Source organism: Chloroflexus sp., from assembly GCF_049970315.1.
Classification (GTDB): Bacteria; Chloroflexota; Chloroflexia; order Chloroflexales; family Chloroflexaceae; genus Chloroflexus.
Window position 1 is genome coordinate 15,533 of record NZ_JBMFNE010000009.1, and the last position, 24,155, is coordinate 39,687.

General features: G+C 55.2%; 21 protein-coding genes. 9 read left to right on the forward strand and 12 right to left on the reverse strand.

Going from position 1 to position 24,155, the window contains the following annotated elements; translation table 11 throughout:
* The first annotated feature begins 160 nt into the window (after positions 1-160).
* From nuoL to ACP5OT_RS08105, 4 genes are all read left to right on the forward strand, one after another.
* Positions 161-2,356 carry an NADH-quinone oxidoreductase subunit L gene (nuoL, locus tag ACP5OT_RS08090; RefSeq protein ID WP_428131865.1) on the forward strand — a complete coding sequence of 732 codons (2,196 nt, stop codon included), beginning with the start codon at positions 161-163 and terminating at the stop codon, positions 2,354-2,356.
* A gap of 4 nt (positions 2,357-2,360) precedes the next feature.
* Entirely contained in the window at positions 2,361-4,028 is a 1,668-nt protein-coding gene (locus tag ACP5OT_RS08095; protein ID WP_424677164.1) for a complex I subunit 4 family protein, read from the forward strand.
* Positions 4,029-4,085: 57 nt separating this feature from the next.
* Positions 4,086-5,597 (forward strand): complex I subunit 4 family protein, encoded by a 1,512-nt coding sequence (locus ACP5OT_RS08100; protein ID WP_424677165.1) that lies wholly within the window; start codon positions 4,086-4,088, stop codon positions 5,595-5,597.
* A 305-nt stretch (positions 5,598-5,902) separates the two neighbouring features.
* Entirely contained in the window at positions 5,903-7,486 is a 1,584-nt protein-coding gene (locus tag ACP5OT_RS08105; protein ID WP_424677015.1) for an NADH-quinone oxidoreductase subunit N, read from the forward strand.
* 198 nt (positions 7,487-7,684) lie between these two features.
* Here the strand turns inward: ACP5OT_RS08105 and ACP5OT_RS08110 are convergent, their stop codons facing one another.
* The 9 genes from ACP5OT_RS08110 to ACP5OT_RS08150 form a co-directional block, all read right to left on the reverse strand.
* Positions 7,685-8,446, reverse strand: coding sequence for an SDR family oxidoreductase (locus ACP5OT_RS08110; protein WP_424677016.1), 762 nt, complete (start codon positions 8,444-8,446; stop codon positions 7,685-7,687).
* A 93-nt stretch (positions 8,447-8,539) separates the two neighbouring features.
* Entirely contained in the window at positions 8,540-9,415 is an 876-nt protein-coding gene (locus ACP5OT_RS08115; RefSeq protein ID WP_424677017.1) for a sulfurtransferase, read from the reverse strand.
* Positions 9,416-9,769: 354 nt separating this feature from the next.
* Entirely contained in the window at positions 9,770-11,083 is a 1,314-nt protein-coding gene (locus tag ACP5OT_RS08120) for a dihydrolipoamide acetyltransferase family protein (protein ID WP_428131867.1), read from the reverse strand.
* 27 nt (positions 11,084-11,110) lie between these two features.
* Positions 11,111-12,109 (reverse strand): alpha-ketoacid dehydrogenase subunit beta, encoded by a 999-nt coding sequence (locus ACP5OT_RS08125; protein WP_424677019.1) that lies wholly within the window; start codon positions 12,107-12,109, stop codon positions 11,111-11,113.
* 57 nt (positions 12,110-12,166) lie between these two features.
* Positions 12,167-13,234, reverse strand: a complete 1,068-nt coding sequence (gene pdhA, locus ACP5OT_RS08130) for a pyruvate dehydrogenase (acetyl-transferring) E1 component subunit alpha (protein ID WP_424677020.1) — start codon at positions 13,232-13,234, stop codon at positions 12,167-12,169.
* Between the two features lie 273 nt (positions 13,235-13,507).
* The gene (locus ACP5OT_RS08135) at positions 13,508-13,975 is read right to left on the reverse strand and encodes a CBS domain-containing protein (protein ID WP_015940374.1); all 468 of its coding nucleotides are present in this window, start codon (positions 13,973-13,975) and stop codon (positions 13,508-13,510) included.
* 127 nt (positions 13,976-14,102) lie between these two features.
* Positions 14,103-15,935, reverse strand: a complete 1,833-nt coding sequence (locus tag ACP5OT_RS08140; protein WP_428131869.1) for a VanW family protein — start codon at positions 15,933-15,935, stop codon at positions 14,103-14,105.
* A 234-nt stretch (positions 15,936-16,169) separates the two neighbouring features.
* Entirely contained in the window at positions 16,170-16,394 is a 225-nt protein-coding gene (locus ACP5OT_RS08145) for a hypothetical protein (protein WP_428131871.1), read from the reverse strand.
* A 39-nt stretch (positions 16,395-16,433) separates the two neighbouring features.
* On the reverse strand, positions 16,434-17,093 hold the full coding sequence (locus ACP5OT_RS08150) for a hypothetical protein (protein ID WP_424677022.1): 660 nt from the start codon (positions 17,091-17,093) through the stop codon (positions 16,434-16,436).
* A gap of 187 nt (positions 17,094-17,280) precedes the next feature.
* On the opposite strand from ACP5OT_RS08150, the gene ACP5OT_RS08155 reads away from it, so the two are divergent.
* Positions 17,281-18,618 (forward strand): amidohydrolase, encoded by a 1,338-nt coding sequence (locus ACP5OT_RS08155; RefSeq protein WP_428112751.1) that lies wholly within the window; start codon positions 17,281-17,283, stop codon positions 18,616-18,618.
* On the opposite strand, the gene ACP5OT_RS08160 is transcribed toward ACP5OT_RS08155, so the two are convergent.
* Entirely contained in the window at positions 18,619-18,783 is a 165-nt protein-coding gene (locus ACP5OT_RS08160; protein WP_424677024.1) for a hypothetical protein, read from the reverse strand. It abuts the gene before it with no gap.
* Between the two features lie 11 nt (positions 18,784-18,794).
* A complete protein-coding gene (locus ACP5OT_RS08165; RefSeq protein WP_424677025.1) occupies positions 18,795-18,971 on the reverse strand; it encodes a hypothetical protein in 177 nt (58 codons plus the stop codon).
* Positions 18,972-19,213: 242 nt separating this feature from the next.
* Between ACP5OT_RS08165 and ACP5OT_RS08170 the strand changes: the two genes are divergently transcribed.
* From ACP5OT_RS08170 to rimO, 3 genes are all read left to right on the forward strand, one after another.
* Entirely contained in the window at positions 19,214-20,026 is an 813-nt protein-coding gene (locus tag ACP5OT_RS08170) for a helix-turn-helix domain-containing protein (protein ID WP_424677026.1), read from the forward strand.
* Between the two features lie 11 nt (positions 20,027-20,037).
* On the forward strand, positions 20,038-20,535 hold the full coding sequence (locus ACP5OT_RS08175) for a YajQ family cyclic di-GMP-binding protein (RefSeq protein WP_428112749.1): 498 nt from the start codon (positions 20,038-20,040) through the stop codon (positions 20,533-20,535).
* A gap of 176 nt (positions 20,536-20,711) precedes the next feature.
* Positions 20,712-22,082: a 30S ribosomal protein S12 methylthiotransferase RimO gene (gene rimO / locus ACP5OT_RS08180; RefSeq protein WP_424677028.1), complete on the forward strand. Its 1,371-nt coding sequence runs from the start codon at positions 20,712-20,714 to the stop codon at positions 22,080-22,082.
* A gap of 114 nt (positions 22,083-22,196) precedes the next feature.
* Here the strand turns inward: rimO and ACP5OT_RS08185 are convergent, their stop codons facing one another.
* Complete coding sequence (locus ACP5OT_RS08185) at positions 22,197-22,616, reverse strand: BlaI/MecI/CopY family transcriptional regulator (RefSeq protein ID WP_287910364.1); 420 nt, start codon at positions 22,614-22,616, stop codon at positions 22,197-22,199.
* 233 nt (positions 22,617-22,849) lie between these two features.
* Between ACP5OT_RS08185 and ACP5OT_RS08190 the strand changes: the two genes are divergently transcribed.
* Positions 22,850-23,881 (forward strand): polyprenyl synthetase family protein, encoded by a 1,032-nt coding sequence (locus tag ACP5OT_RS08190; RefSeq protein WP_428131873.1) that lies wholly within the window; start codon positions 22,850-22,852, stop codon positions 23,879-23,881.
* Positions 23,882-24,155: the final 274 nt, after the last annotated feature.

A 24,155-nucleotide genomic window follows, 5' to 3' on the forward strand; every position in this document is an offset into this window, starting at 1 on the left:
CGGGCAGTGGCGTTGGCGTACCCGGCAATACGCCACCAGCGTGAGCGCAGTCGACAGCGGGCGCACAGCGTTGGCGCAGGATGGTGACCGGCGGTAGCGTTGGTGCTTAGTCAGTCGGGTGAATCATTAAAGAGTGTGGTTGATCTGAACCGGAGTGCGTATGATATTTTTTCTCCAGAATGCTTGGCTGATTCCACTGTTGCCGTTAGTGGCAAGTGCCATTATTACGCTGACCCCGATACGACGCCGAGCGATGGCCAGTGCATGGTTGGCGACCGGGCTGATGATGGGAGCGACCGTGCTGGCTTTGGGACTATTGGCTGCGGTAGCCGGTGGTTGGGCCCTCCATGATGGTCAACTGATGCAACTGGCCGGACACCACGGTGAACACGGCGCATTTGCATTTCCCGAACCAAATGTGGTGCAGCGATGGGCGTGGGCACCGACCGGTGATACGGTGTTGCAGATGGGTATCTACATCGATGGGGCGGCGGCGGCAATGTTGGCGATGGTCACCATTGCTTCGACGTGTATTCACCTCTTCTCCATCGGCTATATGGCCTCTCATCCCCGTCAGAGTCGCTTCTTTAGCTTTATCGCGCTCTTTACGGCGGCAATGCTGCTGATGAGCATGGCCGATAATCTTCTCCTCTTCTTTATGGCGTGGGAGATCATGGGGCTCTGCTCATATCTGTTGATCGGTTTTTTCTATGAGCGACCCAGTGCTGCCCGCGCGGCGGTGAAAGCATTTATCACGACGCGCATCGGTGATGTGTTACTCTTGCTCGGTATTGTCTATCTCTACGCCCAAGCCGGTGGAATCTCCTTCGGCAATGAGGAGGGAGGTATCTTCTTTCCACCACTCCTCGAACGGTTGGCGAACGAAACCGGAGTCCTCGGTTTGAGCCATGCTGCCGGGATTGCTCTCCTCATCTTTGGCGGTACGGTTGGTAAGTCGGCCCAATTCCCGCTCCACGTCTGGTTACCCGACGCAATGGAAGGCCCGACGCCGGTGTCAGCCCTCATTCACGCGGCGACGATGGTGGCTGCCGGTGTATTTCTGGTTGCACGCACGTTCCCCATTTTTGCTGCCGATCCGACATCGTTGGGAGTAGTAGCCTTTATCGGGGCATTTACCGCGCTCTTTGCGGCGACGATTGCACTGGCGCAGTTCGATATTAAGCGCATTCTGGCCTATAGCACACTCTCGCAACTCGGCTTTATGGTGGCGGCACTTGGTGTGGGTGGCTGGGTCGCGGCAATGTTCCACCTGATCACGCATGCGTTCTTCAAGGCGCTGCTCTTTCTTGGGTCGGGTTCGATTATTCACGCAATGGAGGAGCAACCGGCAATAAAGCGGATCCATCACACCGATGCGTATGCCGCTCAGCAGACGGCGCAAGACATTCGCAATATGGGTGGACTGCGCACCCGCTTGCCGTGGACGTTCTGGACGTATACTGCCGGTTATCTGGCGCTGGCCGGTATCGTGCCGTTTGCCGGTTTCTGGAGTAAAGATGAAATTTTGCTGGACGCCTTCAAGCACAATCCGGCCGTCTATCTGACCCTGAGTGCAGCCGCGTTTCTGACCGCAGTGTACATGACTCGCCAGTGGTGGTTGGTCTTCTTCGGCGAGTATCGTGGTGTGCATCCGGTGGTGTTTGTCAATCCTGATGCGTCGTTAACCTACGCTGATCATGGCTCTGCTCACCATCCAGATGATCACGATGATCACGGTGAGCATTGGCATGAAGATCCGCGAATGATTGCCCCGCTGGTTATCTTGGCGAGTTTTGCGCTTACTGCCGGTGCATTGAATCTGCCGTTCGATACCCCGTTTGGTCACTGGCTGGCAACGCTATGGGGGCAAGAGGCGGCGAAGCTTGATCCGATCGTGGCCGGTCTCTCGTTGTTGATTGCGCTGGCCGGAATCGCCGTAGGTTGGTATAGCTATCGCGGTGCCTTTGCACGCGCCGATGAACGCGATCCGCTTGAAGTGCGTGCCCCTGCGCTGTTTGCTGTCCTACATACGAAATATCGGATCGATGAACTGTATGCAGCAATCTTTGGTCGTTTGACAGCCAGTCTTGCTGCTGCATGGGGATTGCTCGACCGGCAGCTCATTGATGGACTTGTTGATGGCGTAGGTCGGTTTACCTTTGGTTTAGGTAAGGTCAATTTCATCGTTGACGATACGTTGCTCAATGACGGACCGGACGGACTGGCGAGTGGTACGCAGGGGAGTGGCCGTCAGGCGCGTCGGTTGCAGACCGGTAAAGCGCAAGATTATCTGATCTATGTCTTTAGTGGTCTGTTGGCGCTGGTTGTATTTTGGCTGTATGTAGTTGGACGATAGTGCTATGAATCTGCCGGAGTATCTCGTTCCTGCCGCCGATGGTGTGCCGTGGTTGACGCTACTGGTGTTGTCGCCATTGGTTGGGATCGCGCTGATCGGTTTGGCGTGGTTGATGAAGCTCGATGAACGGACGGTCAAAGCGGGGGGACTGGCGTGGACGGGGGTGCCGTTGCTCTTGGCCGGCTTGATCTGGGTACGGTTTGATCCGCAAGCGGTAGCGAGTGGGCAAGGTGTCGTACAGTTGGTTGAGCGGGTGTCGTGGATACAGGCGATCCGGGTTGATTACTTTCTCGGGGTTGACGGGCTGAGTATGCCCCTGGTGTTGCTGACGGCAGTGATGACGCCGGTGGCAGTCGTTGCGAGTTGGCGAGTAAGTGAGCGGGTACATGCTCATTTGGCGTTACTGCTACTGCTCGAGGCAGCGATGCTGGGCTACTTCGTCGCGCTCGATTTCTTCTTCTTCTTCATCTTCTGGGAATTTAGTCTAGTACCGGCCTTTTTCTTAATCCAAAACTGGGGGCGCGAACAACGTCGCTATGCTGCCTTTAAGTTCTTTGTGTATACGATGGCCGGCTCGCTGGGCATGTTGTTACTCTTCCAGGTGATATATCTGGCAATGCGGCAGGCCGGTTATCCGACCTTCGACCTGATTGCGCTTGGACGGTTGGGTCAGGGCTTGCCGGTCGAGGGGGTAACCGGCAACCTGCGAGATATTCTCTTTGCCTATCTCGACCAGCTTGGGGTGACGAATGCGCTTGGCCGTTATCCACTGCTGTACAGCAGCATTGCGATGTGGGCCATCTTTATCGCCTTCGCCATCAAGCTTGCCGTTTGGCCGTTCCACACGTGGCTCCCCGATGCCTATGCCGAAGGGCCGACTGCGGCCAGTATTTTGCTTTCGGCGGTGATGAGCAAGATGGGGGCGTATGGTATGCTGCGGCTCCTGCTTCCCTTTACGCCCGATGCAGCCCAATACTTTGCTCCAGCGCTGGCTGCGTTGGCGGTAGTAGGCGTTGTAGCAGGCGCCTTCGGTGCGTTGGGGCAGGTCGACGGCGACGTAAAGCGATTGATCGGCTATACGTCGATCAACCATATGGGTTATGTGATGCTGGCGATTGCCGGAGCTGCCGCAGCGGGTGAAGCGGGGATCGATGCGCGCACAAGTGCAATCAACGGTGCATTGGTTCAGATGGTAGCTCACGGTCTCAGTACCGGTGCGCTGTTCTACCTTGCCGGCGCGCTGCACGAGCGTACCGGTCGTTGGGAATTGAGTGGATTAGGTGGTTTGCGAGCCGGTGCTCCGACCTTTGCCGGTGTGATGGGGATTGCCCTCTTTGCCAATCTTGGCTTGCCCGGTTTGGCCGGTTTTGTCGGCGAGTTCTTCATCTTCCGTGGCGCATGGGCGACGTTGCCTTTCTTTACCGCCCTGGCCGTGATAGGGTTGGTTGTGACTGCACTGGCGCTGCTATTAATGTTCCAGCGCATTTTTCTTGGTCCGGCTGTTGGGATGCCACGCACCATTACCGATCTGCGACCGCAAGAGTTCTGGACAATGGCGCCGATTTTGGCCCTCTCGTTGGCAATCGGTGTGTATCCTGGCCCGCTGATGGCGTTGGGCAATGCCGCAGCCGCGCAGTTGGTGGTGATCTTTACGCAAGTACTGGCAGGATGAACCATCATTGAGTCGAACCACCCGTTGAGGACGGATGGATTGCGCAAAGGTGATTGCATGGGGCTGATAACGCTTTCCGCTGATGTGCCGTGGCTGAGCTTGATATGGCTCAGTATGTTGATTCCGGCCATCATTATCGCGTTCATTCCAGACCGTTACCCGGATGTGATGCGCATTGTCGGGACCGGCTTTGCACTGCTTTCGCTGATCTTGTCACTGCTGGTCTTTTTGGCTTACGATCCGGTCAAAGGCGGGTTCCAGTTTGTTGAACAGCTCGACTGGATTCCCCAGCTCGGTATAAGCTATTTGCTCGGCGCCGACGGGATTAGTTTGCCGATGCTGTTGCTCAACGGTATCGTTATTTTTACCGGCGCGCTGATGAGTTGGAATATTGAAGAGCGCACTAAGGAGTATTGGGTTTGGTTGTTATTACTTACTACCGGTGTGTATGGAGTGTTTAGTGCGCTCGATCTCTTTCTCTTCTTTGTCTTCTATGAATTGGCGGTCTTGCCGATGTATTTGCTGATCGGCATTTGGGGCAGTACGCGCAAAGAATACGGTGCGATGAAGCTGACCCTCTTTCTGATGGCCGGTAGCGCGTTGGTTATCATCGGTATGATCGGCCTGTACTTCGGTAGCGGTTTGCGCACATTTAATATGCTGGTGCTGGCCGAACAGGGTTTCATTGCCGGTGATCTGCAACGGTTACTCTTCCCGGCGCTGTTTATCGGGTTTGGCGTACTGGCCGGTATGTTCCCCTTTCATACGTGGAGTCCGACCGGTCACGTGGCGGCACCGACGGCGGTGAGTATGCTCCACGCTGGCGTGTTGATGAAGCTCGGTGCGTATGGTTGTCTGCGAGCGGCGATGTGGTTGATGCCGGTGGGTGCCCGTGATTGGTTGCCGATTATCGTTATCTTCACCATCTTTAACGTCGTGTACGGTGCCAGTATTGCGATGGTGCAGCGCGATGCTAAGTTTATCATTGGCTACTCGTCGGTAAGCCATATGGGTCTGGTGGTGATGGCACTCGCTGCCGGTACGCAAATCGCCCTGATGGGCGCCGTTTTGCAGATGTTTGCGCACGGAATTATGACGGCGCTTTTCTTTGCAGTGGTGGGCCGGATGATTTACGACCGTACCCATACTCGCCAGTTGCCAGAGTTGGGTGGTTTGGGTCGGGTAATGCCGTTTGCCGCAGCTATGTTCATTCTCGGTGGCCTTTCGTCGATGGGTATGCCGGGATTGGCCGGTTTCTGGGCCGAGTTCAATATTTTCATCGGGGTCTGGGAGCGGTATCCGTTGGTAGCAGTGATCGCTGCCCTGAGTATTCCGATGACTGGGGCGTATATTCTGCGTGCAGTGTGGGCGGTTTTCTACGATGAGGTTAAGAATCCGGAGTTTTTACATCTGCCGAAGCTAACGTGGCAGGAGTATAGTGGTGCTCTGATTTTGGCTGTGGTGTTGGTGGGGTTGGGTTTGTACCCGGCGTGGATGACGGAGTTGATCGATACCGCAGTGCGTCCGTTGGCAGCGCGGTTGAGTGAAGTGGCGGTCGCGTTAAGGTAACCCGGTAACGCCAAGGCGCCGAGAGCGCAAAGGTGCGGAGAGGTAACGCCAAGGCGCCGAGAGCGCAAAGGTGCGGAGGGGTAACGCCAAGGCGCCGAGAGCGTAAAGGTGCGGAGGGGTAATGCCAAGGCGCCGAGAGCGTAAAGGTGCGGAGGGGTAATGCCAAGGCGCCGAGAGCGCAAAGGTGCGGAGGGGTAACGCCAAGGCGCCGAGAGCGCAAAGGTGCGGAGGGGTAACGCCAAGGCGCCGAGAGCGCAAAGGCATAGATTTGCGATTGGTTGTTAGCATAGAGCAATGAGGGACGTATGTTTCAACTGGCCGACATCCCGCGTCTCTTGCCGGAGATACTGTTGTTAGTACTAGCTCTATTGGTGCTAGGATCCGACATTCTTGAGCGGTGGGGACGCACGCCGGAAGCGCAACTAGAGCGGGTCAAGTCATCGGCGTCGCTGACGGCTATCGGGTTGGGTATGGTGTTTGTTGTCGCTCTCTTGCAGAGCGGTTACGTCTACCAATTGCCGGAGACAGCGCCGGTTAACTTCTTTACCAATCTGATCCGTAATTTACAAGGTGGTGGGCCACGTGATGATGCAGTTGCCGGAGTCTTTATCGCCGATCATCTGACGATGGTGTCGCGTCTGTTGATCATTGGCGCTGCTTTTCTGACGAGTTTACTCTGCACCGATGTGCGGCCAAATGCACATCCGGGTGAGTTTTATGCGCTCATTATCTTCGCTTCACTCGGTATGTGCTTGATGGTTGGGGCAAATGAATTTCTGCTGGCCTATCTGGCAATCGAGCTGACCTCTATCCCGTTGTATCTGTTGGCGGGTTATTTCCATAATGATGCACGGTCGGCAGAGGCAGGTTTGAAATACTTCTTGTTTGGTGCCATCTCATCGGCAATCTTGTTGTATGGAATAAGTTTGGCGTTTGGTGCGGCACTGAACGGTGTGGGTGGAGCGACCAATTTCAATGATCTGACCCGGTTTGATAGGGTTGGTGCGTTTACGGCTAGTGGTGGCTTGATAACGTTGGCGATGCTCTTCATCATAGCCGGGATGGGGTATAAGTTGGCGATTGTTCCCTTCCACGGTTGGTCGCCTGATGTGTACGAAGGCGCACCGACGCCGATTACCGCCTTTATTTCAACGGCGTCGAAGGCGGCGGGGTTTATTCTGCTGTTCCGTCTGTTGACGAAGACGTTCCCGGCAATCGTTGGCGCACCGGTGTTTGGAGATGAGGCTGGTGGTTGGACGGGGGTGTTGGCAGTGCTGGCCTTGCTGACAGTTGTAATCGGGAATTTGGCGGCATTGCCACAGACGAACGTGAAGCGACTGCTGGCTTATTCGAGCATTGCGCATGCCGGCTTTGTTGTGCTGGGATTGCTCGCGTGGGCGGCGGCGCAACCCTTCGACCGTGAGCAGGGGTTGGTGGCGTTGCTGTATTACTTGATCATCTATAGCCTGACGAATTTGGGTGCGTTTGGTGCGTTAGCCTTGATCGGTCACCAGACCGGTGGCGACGATTTTGATCACCTACGTGGTCTCTCGCGCCGTAACTTACCGCTGGCACTACTGTTTACCGTCTGTATTCTCTCGCTGGCCGGTATTCCGCCGCTTGGTGGTTTCTTTGCTAAGTTCTACATCTTTATGGCCGGTTGGCAGAGTGGGGCGACGTGGCTGGTGATTATTGCCGTGATTACCACCATCATCAGTTTATACTATTATCTGCGTTTGCTGAAGGTGATGTTTATCGAGCCGGCAATTGATCCGACACCGGTTACGATGCCACGCGGTATTGCGGCAGCATTAAGTGTCGCTGTGGTGGGCGTGTTGGTATTAGGTATTTTCCCCAATGTGATTTTGAGCGTCTTAGAACGGGTGTGATGATCCCCGCGGTTGACGTCCATGCATTGTTGGCAATGGGATTATACGATGATGAAAACCTTCCACACCTATTTGTAGGTGTGGAAGGTTTGTTAATGGAATACAATCGGTCTGTTACCGTTAGGTGGTTTTGGTATTGGTGATTGTCGTGAGTGGTTGCTACCTCGCGCTCATTTTGTATACAGTAGCAGCGAGTTGCTACTGAGCGATCATACCACCGTCGACCACCATAATATGACCGGTGACATACGATGCGGCATCCGAACAGAGCCAGACCACTGCTGCGGCTATCTCTTCGGGATTACCGATCCGGCCCAGAGGGATGGTCGCCAGCATCCCGGTTTCGGCTCCCGGTTGTACCATGAGACGGTTGAGCATTGGCGTGTGGGTGGCACCGGGACAGACCGCATTGACGCGAATGCCGGCTTTTGCGTATTCGAGAGCAGCAGCTTTCGTTAATTGGACGACACCACCTTTTGCGGCGCAGTATGCCGGTAGACCGATTGTGCCTACCAATCCGACAACGGACGCGGTATTGACAATCGCACCACCACCTTGTTGGAGCATATGCAAAATCTCGTATTTCATACAAAGCCATGTGCCCTTCAAGTTTACGTTGATGGTGCGATCCCAATCTTCTTCGGAATAGGCGGCGGTTGGCGCTAATGCACCTTCAATGGCAGCGTTATTGTGAGCGACGTCGAGCCGGCCAAAGTGGGCAACGGTTTGTCGGACTAACGCCTCTACTTCCGCTGCTCGCGAGACATCGGTGGCGACAAAGATTGCTTCTCCGCCGTTATCTACGATCATGCGAACCGTCTCTTCGCCCCCGCTCACATTAACATCGGCCACGACTACTTTTGCCCCTTGCTGAGCGAATGCTAATGCGCTGGCTCGCCCGATGCCTGATGCAGCGCCGGTGACAAGTGCGACTTTACCTGCAAACGGTTTGTTCGTCATACTACCTGCTCCAATGATCTGCAAGAAGCCGTTACATGAATGGTACGATGATACACCATATGATGTCTAATCGTAAAGCTTCGTTGTATGAAACTACTGTTCGAGCGGCTTGTCGGGATCGTTCCCCCACTCGTTCCACGAACCATCGTAGATAGCAACGCGGCGACCGCTTATCAGCTCGAAGGCGATGGCTGTCGGTGTTGCCGAGACACCACCATTGCAGTATGCAACAACCTCGCGATCACCGATAGTGTCGAGATCGATGCCGGCAGCACGAAAACGTTCGCGGAGTTGGTCGGGAGAGAGATAGGTCTGGTGTGGTCCGCTCACGAGACTCTGGTAAAAGATGTTCCGGGCGCCGGGAATATGCCCACCGCGGGCAGCTCGTGATTCAAACCCGCGATATTCTTGTTCACTACGGGCATCGATCAAGAGTAGATCGCTGCCGAGAGCTTGTAAGACTTGATCGGCAGTTTTGCGGAGGTGAGGTTGTGGTTGTGGCGTGAATGTGGCCGGAGGATAATTGGGTACTTCGGTCGTGAGTGGACGCCCCTCGGCCATCCATTTGACTAACCCACCGTTGAGAATCCGCACGTTTTCAAACCCGTAATAGCGTAGTACCCACATCAGTCGCCCGGCGAACATTGAGTACCAGTCATCGTAGGCGACAACCACCGAATCGTCGCCGATGCCGCGTTTGCCTAGCTCCTGAGCAATTTTCTCCGGTGGGGCGACTTGTACCGGTGTTGGGTCGTCGAGATCGACAATATCACGGGTCCAGTCGATATAGACGGCGCCAGGGATGTGCCCTTGAGCGTAGTCTTCATGACGGGCAAAGTAGTGGGGTTTCGGGGCGGTGGGTGGTAAGACGGTACCACGCATATCGACGATGCGTAGGTGTGGGTGATCGAGATGGGCGGCTAGCCAATCGGTTTCGACTAGTGGTCCGGCTGGAAGCGTGAGTGTCATAGATGTTTCTCCTCATAGACAAAAGCGAAGGTGTAATGTGTGGGTGACGCGGTAACGCAAAGGCGCAATGGTCGCCAAGCGTAGGGGGCGCGGCAGTGCGCCCCCGGCGGGAGTGCAATGGCGGAGGGAGCCCAGCAGTGCGCCTGGCGGAACGCAATGGTCGCCAAGTGTAGGGGGCGTGGCAGTGCGCCCCCGGCGGGAGTGCAATGGCGGAGGGAGCCCAGCAGTGCGCCTGGCGGAGCGCAATGGTCGCCAAGCGTAGGGGGGCGCGGCAGTGTGCCCCCGGCGGGAATGCAAATGTACAACAATGCAGCAAGTTGTGTGAGATCGATGCGCCGTTGCGTTCACCTTCACTTAAACGATGATGCTCATCGGTGCTTCGAGCAACTTTCGCAGCTCTTGCAGATACTGCGCACCGACGGCACCGTCGATCACACGGTGATCGGCACTGAGTGTTAGGTTCATCACCTGTCCGATCACGATCTGATCGTCACGAACGACCGGTACTTTACGAACCGTACCCACTGCAAGCGAGGCAGCTTGTGGCACCGAGATGATCGAGCCGAACTCGATGATGCCGAACATACCAAGATTGGTGACTTGGAAGGTAGCACCTTCAAGCTCGTTCTGCTTAATTTTTCCTTCGCGTGCCCGGAGCGCCATATCGCGGATCTCGGCACTAATCGTGCTCACGCTCTTCTTATCGGCATCGCGCACAACCGGTGCGACCAAACCATCATCGAGAGCGACGGCGACTCCGATGTTGATCTGGCTGTGGCGCACAATGCCCGGCTGACCGTCGGCAGTCTGGCTAAAGCTGACGTTGATAGCCGGCACTTTCGCTAGCGCTTTGGCTGACGCTTTGACAACGAGATCGTTGACGGAGACGCGCATACCACTTGCCGCGATCTGCTCACGCAGCGCCATCAGCGCATCAACATCGACCTCTATTGTGAGGTAGATGTGAGGTACACCCGGCTTACTTTCGTTCATAGCGCGAGCAATGGCTTTGCGCATCCGGCTCAACGGTTCAGCGCCGGCCAAGGCAGGCGCCGGTGTTGTCACAGGTGTAGCGGGACGGGCCGGTTCTGGAGTGGGCGCCGGGGCGGGGGTGAGTGCCGTTGCAGGTGTCACAACGCTACGACGCGCAGCAAACTCTTCGACATTCTCTTTGATAATGCGACCGCCAGGACCGGTGCCGACCACCTGGCGGAGATCGACACCCAATTCCTCGGCGAGCCGGCGGGCAACCGGTGATGCTTTAATGCGGCCATTGTCATCGGTGGCGGTTGCCGGCGCTGGTGGGCTGGCAACAGTGGTTGCTGGAGTCGGCGCTGGTGGGCTGGCAACAGTGGTTGCTGGAGTCGGTGCCGGTGACGAAGTAGGTGTGGTTGACGCCGGTGGTGTGGTTGGAGGAGTGGCTACCGACACCGAACCATCGCCGATAATCGCAATGGGCTGACCGATTGGTACCGTTTGGCCTTCGGGTACCAAAATCTGCTGAAGCACACCGGCCTCGAACGCTTCCAATTCCATTGTGGCCTTGTCGGTCTCGATCTCGGCGATGATATCGCCAACCGCGATCTGATCGCCGACTTTCTTCAACCAGCGGCCCACCGTACCTTCCGACATGGTGTCGGAGAGACGAGGCATGGTTATCTCACCCATGGAGCCTCCCGTAATTCATTACATAATTTATGCTCGCATGCGCTTCGTACCGCGCATGACCTGTCGAATAGCGTAGATCAGACTATTAGCGTTCGGTTTCGAGGCGGCTGACAACTCCTTCGCATAAGGGAGTGGTACCTCGAGACCGGCTACCCGGTAGACCGGTGCATCGAGGTAATCAAATGCCTCTTCTTGGATCGTCGCTGCAATCTCGGCGGTGACGCCGTAGGAGTACCAATCTTCCGTGATGACGACAGCGCGGTTAGTCTTCTTTACTGATTCGATAATGGTTGGGCGGTCGAGCGGGCGCAGCGAACGCAAATCTACGACCTCGACACTGATACCCTCTTGCTCCATACGCTGCGCGACCTGCAACGCGATTGCCGTCATTCGCGAATACGACACGACCGTCACATCGGTCCCCGGTCGTTTGACCTCGGCGACACCGATTGGCACAACATAATCGCTATCTTCGGGTACTTCGCCTTTCGTATCGTACAGTGCCAGTGATTCGATAAAGATCACCGGATCGTCGTCGCGAATGGCTGCCCGTAGCAACCCCTTGGCATCGTAGGGGGTTGCCGGTGCAACGACCTTCAGGCCGGGGCAGTAGGCAAACCAGTTCTCGAACGACTGTGAGTGGGTAGCCGCCAATTGGCCGGTACCGCCGGATGGGGTGCGGATCACGAGCGGTACACTCACCTGCCCACCGAACATATAGTGGATTTTCGAGGCATGATTGACAACTTGATCGATGGCTACCAAGATAAAGTTGATGGTCATAATCTCGACCACTGGGCGCAGACCGAGCATGGCAGCACCAATGGCGACTCCGACAAAACCTTCTTCGGCAATCGGCGTATCAACTACTCGTTTGGGACCGAACTCAGCGAGTAATCCCTCGGTCACACGATATGAACCTTGAAAGACGCCGATCTCTTCTCCCATGAGAAGGACGTTCGGATCGCGAGCTAATTCTTCGCCAAGCGTATCATTCAGCGCCTGACGATAGGTAATCACAGGCATAGCAACCTCGTTATCCTTTCAGACATCCTTGATTTCGTACCAATGCCGAACCGACCGTTAAAACTCACCGTGGTTAATTTTAACCGCGCGAATCGCATCCTCGGCGGTTGGCGTATTGGGTACCGGCGTTGCATACATATACTTGTAGAGATCCTCGAACTTAGGATCGGGACTATTGTTCGCGAAATCGATGGCTTCTTGCACTTCTCGCTCTATCCGTTCGGTCACGCTCTTCAGCCATCCATCGTCGATGACCCTATGATCGAGCAGGAGTGTCGCGAATTTGCGGATCGGATCGTACAGCTCTCGTCCACGGCGTACAACCTCAGGATCACGATAACGGTCGGCGTCGATCACCGAGTGACCGCGGAAACGGAAGCTAACCGCATCGATAATGGCCGGTTCACCTTCAGCCTCGGCGCGGGCACGTAAACGACGCACAACATCGCGCACGGCAAGGACGTCGGTGCCATCGACACGCTCGCCGTACACACGGAACGATGCGCCCTTCTTCCATAAGTCTGGTTCCGATGAACCGGCTTCAACAGAGGTGCCCATACCGTAGCCGTTATTGACGATAAAGAAGAGAACCGGGCACTTCCACAATTTCGCCAGATTGAGCGACTCGTAGAAGGCGCCAATGTTGGTTGTTCCGTCACCCATTTGCGCGACGACCACACCGGGTTTGCCCTGGTGGCGCAACGCATAGGCCGCACCGACGGCAAGTGGGACTTGACCACCGACAATCGCGTAACCACCCATAAAGTTGGTCTTGCGGTCAAATAAGTGCATCGACCCGCCGCGTCCACCGGAGACACCGGTCTCTTTACCGAACAACTCGGCCATGACTGGACCGGGAGGGACACCGCGGGCAATAATGTAACCATGTTCGCGATAATTAGTAAAAATGTAGTCGTCTGGAGTGAGGGCAGCCATGAGGCCAACAATAGTGGCCTCTTCACCAAGATTGAGGTGGCAATATCCGCCAATTTTGGCTTTGACGTACATTTCACCGGCGCGCTCTTCAAATCGTCTGATGAGTAGCATTTGGTAGTAGTAGTGCTTTAGCTCATCGGCGGTTGCGCGCTCAAGCAGAGGCTGAGCCGTTTCGGCTACATTGGTCATAAGTGGGTCTCCTTTCAGATGCTGGGCACGCTCCCAGAGGTCCTGGTGCGTGCCCAATATGCAGTCACGTGCATGGTGAAGGGGACAGAGTAAGAAGAAAACAAGATGTGAGAGCGGCAAAGGGATAGAGTTACGGATCAGTGCGATCGAGTGATGGCTCCCGCTCCTCTCATTGCTCGTTTAATCTTACTCTCTTCGTGTGAGGCGCTGCGCCCTCCTCCCATGGCGCGTCACCGATCACGTGCTTCGTATTCCCCTTCTCCTGCTTTCTCCTTACATCCCCGGTGGCACGACTTCGTGAGTAAAAGCGTTAGCATCAGCGCCACAACGTGGGCAGTGTTTGGGTGCGTCGAGTGAGCGGACGATCTCACCACAGACCCCGCAAACCCAACGCATTGCAATTTGGCGAACTAGATCAGACCGGCTGACAATACCGATAACTTTGCCGTTTTCGACGACCGGTACTCGCCGGATACGTTGGTTGGTGAGCAGGTGTTGGATTTGTTCCACCTCGGTATCGGCACTGACGCTAATGACGCTACGGGTCATAATTTCTTTCACCGTGCGCCCTTCTTTCGCGATCAGATCGTGTTCGGTGACGAGACCGATGAGCATGCCATGGCTGTTGATCACCGGTAGGCCGCTGATTCGGTTGCGTGCCATCAGGCGAGCGGCATCTTCAATAGAGGCATCATCGGCGATGCAGATCACATCACGGGTCATGATCTCGCGCGCTTTCATTCCCCTACACCTTTCATTATTGGTCGTGATAGTATTCACGAGAGTAGTTGCGCAAGCAACTCTGTCTTAGTATAGCAGAGTTTGACAATCTAGCGACGCAGTCAACATGTTAGGCGACAGGTGAGTTTTACCGACCGGTACCACGCACAAAGATGTTAGGCCACGGCTGGAAGGTGGTCGGGATGGTGTCTCGTAGGCTGACTTCACCGTTGGTATACACCGTCCGATAGATCTCGACCCGCAGACCATCGCGGGCTGTGTCGGTTTGGCGGATAACGCCAGATGGGAGGGAAGGATCGTCGACATATAATGGTTGGGTAGGGGCCGGTGTGCGCTCGAGAATACGGTACGAGTATTCAACTCGGCGGTTACTCGGTGGACCGTACAAAATTATCGTCAATTGTTGGCGATGCAGATCGACCTTGCTGGTGAGGAGAAGCCAGCCGCCAGTATCATTCACGAAGCGCAGATCATGTACACCGGTGAAGATTGCCGCGTCGAGACCGGGTGGTTCACCAAGTTCTTCGTACCAACTAATGCGGAATGAGTGGGCGTGACGCTCGCTGATCGGCAAACCGGCGAAGAATGCGGCGCGGAAGACGGTGGTACTTACCTGGCAAAGGCCACCACCCCACTCTTTCTGCGTGCGATTGTCAACAATCGCTAAACCTTCTACAAAGCCGCGTTCGGGGATCACCGGGCCAAGCGTTGTATTAAACGAAAAGGTGGCACCGGGTGGAATCAGGATGCCATCTATCTGCCGAGCTCCGGCCAGAATATTGGTGATCCGATATTCGGCAGAGTTACGGAACGAACTGACCCCAATCCCAACCGGTTCGCTCAAACCGAGCGCAGCAAGGTTATCAGGGTTTACCGGTGGTGGCAATTCGCGCATGGGGAGGAGGACGGTGCGTTCGTTGCCGTAGAGTGCTCCATTAATACGGGCCAACGCTTCCTCGACGGCGAGGCCACGGCCAGGTGTACCGGGTGTGCGAATACGTGGATTTCCGTTATTCCAGTCAACACGTGGTAGACTACCTTCTTCCCGGAGAGCCGCAGCGATAGGAGTGAGTGCTGCACGGATCGCTGTTTGGTCTACCATGACGGCCATAGCCGGGCGGCCATCGACGGCCGTCAGATTGCGTAGTTTGATCCACGTCGCGATCTGGGTAGTAGGCCATTCCCAACGGCACCCGTTTGGACATTGCCCGCCACGTCCTTCAAGCCAGATAGGGCCACTAAGTAAGAGACGAAGCTCGGTGACCGTCGGTGCAAGATCGGTGTCGCGTACCCGTGGTTCAAGCTGTCTGGTACGAATCGGCACTTCTTGGGGCTGGAGACTCTGGACGGCGGCGGCAATATCAGCGATAGTTTCATCGATTAGGGTTTGGCGTCCCCACTGTTCGGTACCAACAATAATGATGTTGTTGCGCAGCTCGACGCTAGCATCGATAGGTGCTCGATCGATTTCGGCAGCGATAGCGCGCAACGTGATCTGGGCTACGCGCTGATCAAATTGCAGGTGTAAAGGCAAATCAATACCGTGTTGCCATGTTGCTGCAGCGAGACGGAGGTTTGCTTCCCAATCGGGCTGATGACCGAGTGCAAAAGCAGTGTCGAGCGCCTCATCGATGGCCAACCTGAGACCAAGGTCTTCGGCTGCCGGTAGCCAGAGTTGCCCATCGAAGCTGAGGGTTACCGGCGCGGCTAAGAAATCGGCGTAGCGACGTTGGAGGGCTGCGCGGGCTTCAGCCCTTGTCATACCACCGATCGGTAAACCGTGCACACTAATGTTGGGATAGATGCGTTCGGCAAATACTTGATTACCTAACAGGAGTATGCCATAGCCAATGGTAGCAACTAGCCCGGCCAATGTACACAGCACCAGTAGCCACTCAAGGATGCGCCACATCAACGTCCGGCGGGCAGGTACTATTCTGGTCGGCAACGGCTGATCCATTGCAGTCTCTTAAGGCATTGCAATGCGGTAAGCGCTCATTATAGCTTCAGTCTAACGCGATGTTGGAGCGATGTCAAGGTAGGGGATCATTGCAGAGGGTCGCGGGACGAGCGTGAAGCATGACGGTGTTCGGCGGTTGGTGTGGCGTTCAGGGATAGGGCGATTCAGCGAGTTGCCCCGACCGTTGGTTACCCCGACCGCTGGTGTATGGGATGCATACCGGCGTCTTGTCACTCAAAGCAACCGAAAAAGCCGACCGTTGGTTACCCCGACCGCTGGTGTATGGGATGTGGTGGTGTGGTAGGCGGTGTTCAGGGCAGCCCCGACGGTTGGTGCAGGGGAGGCGTGTGCGTGCAGAGCAGCCCCGACGGTTGGTGCAGGGGAGGGAGGGGTGTAGCGTGCAGGGGCGTAGAGCAACCGATGGGTTGTCCCGACCATCCCGTGTGCAAGACGGGGCACGGCAGTTTTCATCACATGGATGTTTGCGTCAGACATTGATCAGCGCCGAGTATCACGGGAAGCACGTTGCATAGCTTGCCATTCATTGATCAGGATTGCTGCCTGTTCGTTGGTCAGTTGGTCGAGCGAAGCATTGAACCGGCGTTGGATTTCGGTATTGGTATCAAGTGCGAGTTCACGGGCGAGGTTGGTGATAGCATTGCGTTGTCGATCGTTGATCGGCTGGTGGGCATAACGGGCGCGCTCTTCGGCTACGGCCAGTCGCTGCTGTTCTTCTTGTTGGCGGCGTAGCTCATCGATAAAAGCTGAGGCTTGGCCTTTGTTGAGCGATACTAAGTCGTAGCCGAGCTGATGGGCAAACGCGGCTAATTGTTCGTTTGACCAGCCGAGCGTCTGTTGTAAAGAGGCAATGAAGTTACGTTGCCGTTCGCTGGCAGGTGCATCCGGATCGCGCACGGTTATCGGCGTCGAAGTCGGATGTTGCTCGCGAATCTGGGCAATCTGCTGCTCGACGGCTTCGCGTTGCTGATGGAAAATACGCCAGCCGAGTTCCACAGCTCGTTGTACATCTTCGGGGCTTGCATCGAGCGGAAGCGTAATCGTCTCTTCAATGGTGATGAAATCGTCACCGAGTTTGATGGCGGTGCGATAGGTGCGGGTGACGCTGCGTTCACTGGGGGCGGTGGTTTTGGCCGGCATGATCATCCTCCAATTCTCCGTACTCTCTCGTCCCATTGCGCCCGATGCCTGTCTATTGGTGCAGTGCCGGCGCTGTGTTAATTATAGCACATACGTTCAATATTGGCAAACTTTGGTCGATTTGCCAAGATACTTCTTTCCGGCTACAATAATTCTAAGCCCACGCTGATGCAAGAAATGGCACGCTATGTACGATCTTCTTATTCAGCACGTCGATGTTCTCCAGATCGCCAATGGCGCTCCTACCATTCTGCCCCGCCACGACCTTGCCATCACCGATCGACGCATTAGCGCGATCGCTCCTGCGATTAGTTCCGGCCTCGCCCGTGAGGTGATTGACGGTGAGGGGCATCTAGCCATCCCCGGTCTGATCAATAGCCATGCTCATACCGCAATGAGCCTCTTTCGGGGGGTGGCTGAAGATGTACCGATTGAAGAGTGGTTTAACCGCTTTATTTGGCCGCTCGAAACCAATCTGACGCCGGAAGATGTGTATTGGGGTACGTTACTCGGTCTGGCCGAGATGATTGAAGCCGGGGTGACATGCGTCGCCGATCACTATTTTACGACGGATGTTATCGCTCAAGCGGTTCAGGAATCGGGAATGCGTGCCCTGTTGGCGTGGACGCTCTTTTCCGGTGCTGATGAGGATACCCAGCTTAACAGCGCGCGCCGATTTACCGAGCAGTGGCATGGTGCTGCCGGTGATCGCATTCGGGTTTGGATGGGGCCACACTCGCCCTATACCTGTACCCCTTCGTTCTTGGGCCGCATCGCGCGAACGGCGCGTGAGTTGGGAGTAGGAATTCACATTCATTTAGCCGAGACGGCCGGGCAGGTGGCACAGAGTATCGCTACCTATGGTCGTTCACCGGTGATGGTAGCGTATGATGCGGGATTGTTTGCCGGGCCGGCACTGGCTGCCCACGTTGCTCATGTCTCACCAGAAGATATTGCCATCCTTGCGACGCATGGAGTGGCGGTTGCAGTCACACCGAAGACCGAGATGAAGCTAGGGATAGGTGTTGCACCGGTGACAACCATGCGGGCAGCAGGGGTAACGGTCGCACTGGGGAGTGATGGGGCGGCAAGTAACAATACCTACGATGTGCTCGAATCGGCGAGGTTACTTGCACTGCTCGAAAAACTGCGCACCGGCGATGCACGGGTCATGCCGATTGGAACGGTGCTCGAGTTGGCGACCGTTGCTGGTGCGCAAGCTTTACAGTGGGCAGGGCTTGGTGTTTTGCAACCCGGTGCGCGTGCCGATCTGGCTTTGATCCAGTACGCGACCGCGCATACCCAGCCGATACACAATCCGGCAGCAGCGCTCCTCTACAGTAGTCAGCCCGCCGATGTGCGTACAGTGATTGTGGATGGTCGCATCTTGATGCGTGATCGCGTTTTGCTCACCATCGATAAGCCACGAGTGCTGCGTGAGGTGATTGCACGGATGGAGCGCCTAACGCAGTATCAGTTCGATAAGCGGATAGCAGTGTATCCTGAATCTAGAACCGATGCGTAGCTAATCGAAGAGAATTGCAAGACCACACAAAGCACTACCAGCTACAATCACGACCAGCAGATTGATCCAGAGCGGTTGACCAACCAACATCACGCTGATGATGAAAGCGGTTGTGCCAACCGCACTCCCCACAATGATTGCTTCACGTTCACGCTTGCTCTGCATGAGTATCCTCACTACCGATGTTCGTCTACATCACGACCTTGATCGAGTGAGTAGCTGCCGAAGTCTTTGGTCGGCGGCTCAACCGCTTTTTGCACGATGACACCGATTTGTACCAGAAACCAGAAGATACCCGATCCGATGAGAGCGACGATGATCAACCCGGCAATCACGATTGCAATAATTACCATAGCGCTCATCATTGTGGTCGTCCTTTCTGTATGTTGTGGTGGGATGGAGAGTACGATGACCGATAACACCTCGCAAATAATACGAGCATGAATCTTCCTTCGTTTCAACCAATCTCGGCTAATTGTGAGGGCCGATGAGGGGTGTGGTATACTGTGGATGGAATGTTAGGCATCTATCATTAAAGATTTTTGATACAACCATAGGGAGGGTGGTAACGCTACAGAGAGCAGAAGGTTGCGTTATGAGTGAGTTAGGTGCGCGTCTCCGGCGGGCGCGAGAATCAAATGGTATTTCACTAGCACAGGCTGCGGCTGAGACACGTATTCTGTTACAATCGTTGCAGGCGCTAGAAGAGGGGGCATTTGAGCGGTTACCAAGTGATGTCGTTGCTCGTGGATTTATTCGTAACTACGCGCAATACCTCGGTTTACCTCCCGATGAGATGATCGATCTCTATCGGCGTGAACGTGGAGCGACCGATAAGATTCGAGTTGTACCGGCCACGAATCCCCCACGCACCCGTATGTACGTTTTGCCGAGTTTTTTCGCTATCTTCTTTATCACCCTGATTCTTGTCGGCTTGGCTTACGTCGGGCTAAGTGCGTTAGGCCGAATCGGTGAACGAGCTACTCCTTCTGCCGGTGTTGCGTCCTCGCCAACTATTGTACCACCATCACCCCTCCCAACACCAAGCCTATTGCCGACCGATGTTATTGCCTTGCCTACACCAACGCCGTCTCTACTCGCGTTGTCACCGGTTGTGGTGACAACGCCAGAACCAAGCCCGACACCAATTGCACCGATTGTGATCGAGGTGCGGGTACCGAATGTGCGTGGGAATGAAGCCTCGTGGATCCGGGTCCAAACTGACGGGAATACGGTGTTTGAAGCGATTATGCGTGCCGGTGAGCAACGTGTCTTTACGGCGCAACGGCGCGTCTTTATTCGCGCCGGCAATCCGACTGATGTCGAGGTAACGGTAAACGGTTTGCAGCAAGGATCACTTGGTACCATACCCGGTCAGCCGGTGAATTGGTCGTGGCCGCCAAATTAAAGGAGTAGCGTATGCCAAGCGAGAATAGCTTTGATATTGTCTCGGATTTTGATCAGCAAGAGTTGGTAAATGCGGTTGATCAGACGTTGCGCGAGGTGCAGACGCGCTATGATCTGAAAGATGCTGGTGTGACGCTAACTTTAAGTAAAACAGAATTAATTATCGAAGCCGATAGTGAGATGGCGTTGCGCAGTGTGCGTGATGTGCTGGAGACCAAAGCCCTGCGCCGAAAACTCTCACTCAAGATTTTCGATTACGGTAAGCCGACCGATGCGAGCGGTGGCCGTGTGCGGCAGGTGGTGACGTTGCGACGCGGTATCGATAGCGAACTGGCGAAAAAGATTGCCAAGATGATCCGCGAGCGCTTCCCTAAGGTTCAGCCGCGGATTCAAGGTGATGCGTTACGGGTGACAGGCAAGAGCCGTGATGAGTTGCAAGCGGTGATTGTCTTTTTGCGTGAACGGGAGAGTGAAATTCCAGTGCCGTTGCAAATGACAAACTATCGCTAGTGTTAAGGTGGATGGTGGACGGCGGGAACGGCAGCCGGCGCCGTTTCCGCCGATTGTGTGCATAACTCGATCTATAATGAAAGCAGCCGGTGTTGGCCGGTCACGTAGTGTATCGTCTGGCAATGTGTAGTTGAAATGACTCATTTACTAGCGTATCCGTACTATACGAGCAGCTCATGAAATATCACATTGTTACGCTGGGTTGTCCGAAGAACGCCGTTGATAGTGAAGGGATGGACGGACTACTCAGTGCCGAAGGACATCAGGCCGTTACTTCAGCCGATGAGGCTGACGTGATTATCGTTAACACATGCAGTTTTATCGCCGCTGCACGGGCCGAAACGTTCGGTGTCTTGCAAGCATTGGCCGAGCGCAAACGGCCCGGTCAGCGGCTGATCGCCGCCGGTTGTATGGCGCAAAGTCATCCGGCTGAAGTGATGGGGGTGCAAGGTGTCGATGGTACCGTCGGCACGCAGCAATGGACGCAGATCGGCGCAGTCGTGAACCAACTGGCCCAGCCGGTTATTCCGCTAACCGTGACTCAGCCGACCCATACGATTCCTCTTACGCCGACCACGAACGGTGACCAGCCCGTTTCGTATGCCGATTGGCGCACGACGCAGATTCGACGCACGCGCCACACACCTTCTGCCTATCTTAAAATATCCGATGGTTGTAACTTGCGCTGTGCGTTCTGCACTATTCCTGGTTTCAAGGGGGATATGCGCTCGAAACCGGTTGGGGCAGTATTGGCTGAAGCACAAGAGTTGGTTGCGCAGGGTGTGCGTGAAATTGTGCTGGTTGCCCAACACCTGACCGATTATGGTCGTGATCTGGGGTTGCGCGATGGCTTGGCTATCTTGCTCGATGAACTGTGCCAGGTGACACCATCGGATATCTGGATCCGGCTGATGTACGCTTACCCCCACGGGATTAGCGAGCGCTTGATTGCCACAATGGCCAGCCATCCGCAGATCTGCCACTATCTCGATATGCCGTTGCAACACGCTCACCCGGCCACGCTACGTCGGATGCGGCGGCCGCCCGATACCGATCGTACCTTGCGATTAATTGCTGAATTGCGCTCGGCAATGCCTGATATTGCCATCCGCTCAACGTTTATTGTTGGTTATCCCGGTGAGACAACGGCCGAGTTCAATGCCCTGATCGAGTTTCTCCATACCGCCCAACTCGACCGGGTAGGCGCTTTTCGCTATTCGCGTGAACCGGGTACACCTGCTGCCGAGTTGCCCGATCAGGTACGGCCACACCTGATCGAACGGCGCTGGCATGAGTTAATGCGAGTGCAGCAAATGATTTCACGTGCGCGTAATCAACGCTGGGTTGGCCGCACACTGACCGTCTTGATCGAAGGGAATGGTGCGACCGATGATGGTCAGCCGCTGAGTGTGGGCCGCTCATTCCGGGACGCACCTGAAATTGACGGGCAAGTGTTTGTATGGGGAACGCACCCTATTGGAAGTATGGTATTGGTACGAGTGATGCAGGCTACCGATTACGATCTGTGGGGCGAAGTCGCTGCGTGATCGGGTATGTTGATCACCGGGATAGGAGGAAGAAGGAGTTTTACTCCCCATTGTAGGGGCGCACCTGTGCGTGCGCCCTGTTTGCTCTGTCGATTCGGTACAAGGCGAACCGAATCATAGATTCAATCGCCTGGCAATCTCGCGTTGCAGACGCCGCAATTCAGAGGGGTTGTTCTTGGCAAGATAATCGACCATGTACGAAATTGCGGTATCACTGTAGTCATCGAGCAATCCGTCGAGGACCTGTTGCACGACCAGATTGACGAACTCATCTTCGTTAATGACCGGGGTATACACATACGCCAGCCCGTCGCGCTCACGATGAAGCACACCCTTTTCGGCTAGTCGGCTCATGGTTGTCATAACGGTCGTATAGGCAATATCGCGCTGCTGAGCGAGCTTGCGATGCACCTTTTTTACCGTGCTTGAACCCTCTTGCCAGAGGATTTGCATAATTTCCGTCTCGAGTGGGCCGAGTACTTTGACCAGACCATCTTTGGTGGGGCTAAAGCGAAAGCGTAGATTGAAGGCCATGACAACACCTCGTTCATTACTTCAATGACAGATTTTTGTTACTTTGTTTAATGTGAGTGTATGTCATACTATGTAATTCGAGAAGATGTCTACATTACACGATGATGACATGTAGTACTATTACAAAGCCTTTCTACGATTAAATGTAGTAAAACTCGAAAAAGTCTTTTATAAGTGTTTAATAACCGTGTTTTGTGTAGATGTTCGCTTATTGTAATGAAGTTGTAATGTGTATGATGGCGGAAAATGACGTTAAAGCGCAAATTCAGGCGGAAATGCGCGCTGCATTTCCGGTGGTCGAAGGGCGATTGAGTCGGTTCTACGCCATGCAGGAATACCACCTTGGCTGGCGTAACGAAGATCTGACGCCGGCGATAGCCGATCCGGGCAAGCTCATTCGGCCACAACTGGTACTGTTGGCCTGTACGGCAGCCGGTGGCGATCCGCAACAGGCGCTGCCCCTGGCAGCCGGTATCCAGCTCCTCCACGACTTTTCCCTAATTCACGACGATATCGAAGATGACAGCGCCATGCGGCGTGGCCGTCGGACGCTGTGGCACATCTGGGGGTTGGCACACGGCATCAACGCGGGCGATGCAATGTTTGTGATTGCTCATCTCGCCATTCATCGTCTGGCTGACGTGGGGGTTCCGGCTGAGCGCGTATTGGCAATCTTGCGCCGGTTCGATGAAGTGATTTTACGGATTTGTGAAGGGCAGTATCTCGATCTTAGCTTTGAGGGGGATCTAAGTATTACGCCTGACGATTATCTCACGATGATCGGCGGTAAAACCGCTGCCCTTATTGCCGGGGCAGCCGAGCTTGGTGCGCGGGTTGCCGGTGCTCCAGAGGCAACCGTTACCGCGCTGGCCGAGTTTGGTCGTGCGCTGGGGCTGGGCTTTCAGATCGAAGATGACATCCTTGGTATCTGGGGAGCACCCGAACGAACCGGTAAGCCATTTGCCGCCGATCTGTACCGGCGGAAGGTCAGCTTACCGGTTGTACACGCGCTAACCCATAGTCCTGATCGTGAGCGATTGGCCGAACTCTATCGCCGACCCACCCTCGACGATGCGGCAGTGACCGAGGTGTTGACAATTCTCGATCACGCCGGTTCGCGGGCATATTGTGCGGCCATAGCCAACGAGCATTATCAGGCGGCTTTTGCCGCACTGGCTGCTGTGCAATCACCGACGCCGGCGGCGGTGGCTGCACGGGAACGGTTACACGCGCTCACCCAGAGTCTTATTGGGCGACAGGCGTAAATGTGTTACCAGATCAACCCATTGCTCAACAAATTATTAACTGAAGCCTTAACCCTGAGGTTCAGAATCCAGGGCGGGTGCACTACCCTCTGTCATTGTGAGCGGAGCGAGCAATCTTCCGCACGCTAGGATTTCTCGGGCGCTGGTGCGCCCTTACGATGATAAGATTTCTCGGGCGCTGGTGCGCCCTCGAAATGACAGTAGGGGGGTTAGGGTGAGCGTAGTTTTCTCTGTCATTGTGAGCGGAGCGAGCAATCTTCCGCACGCTAGGATT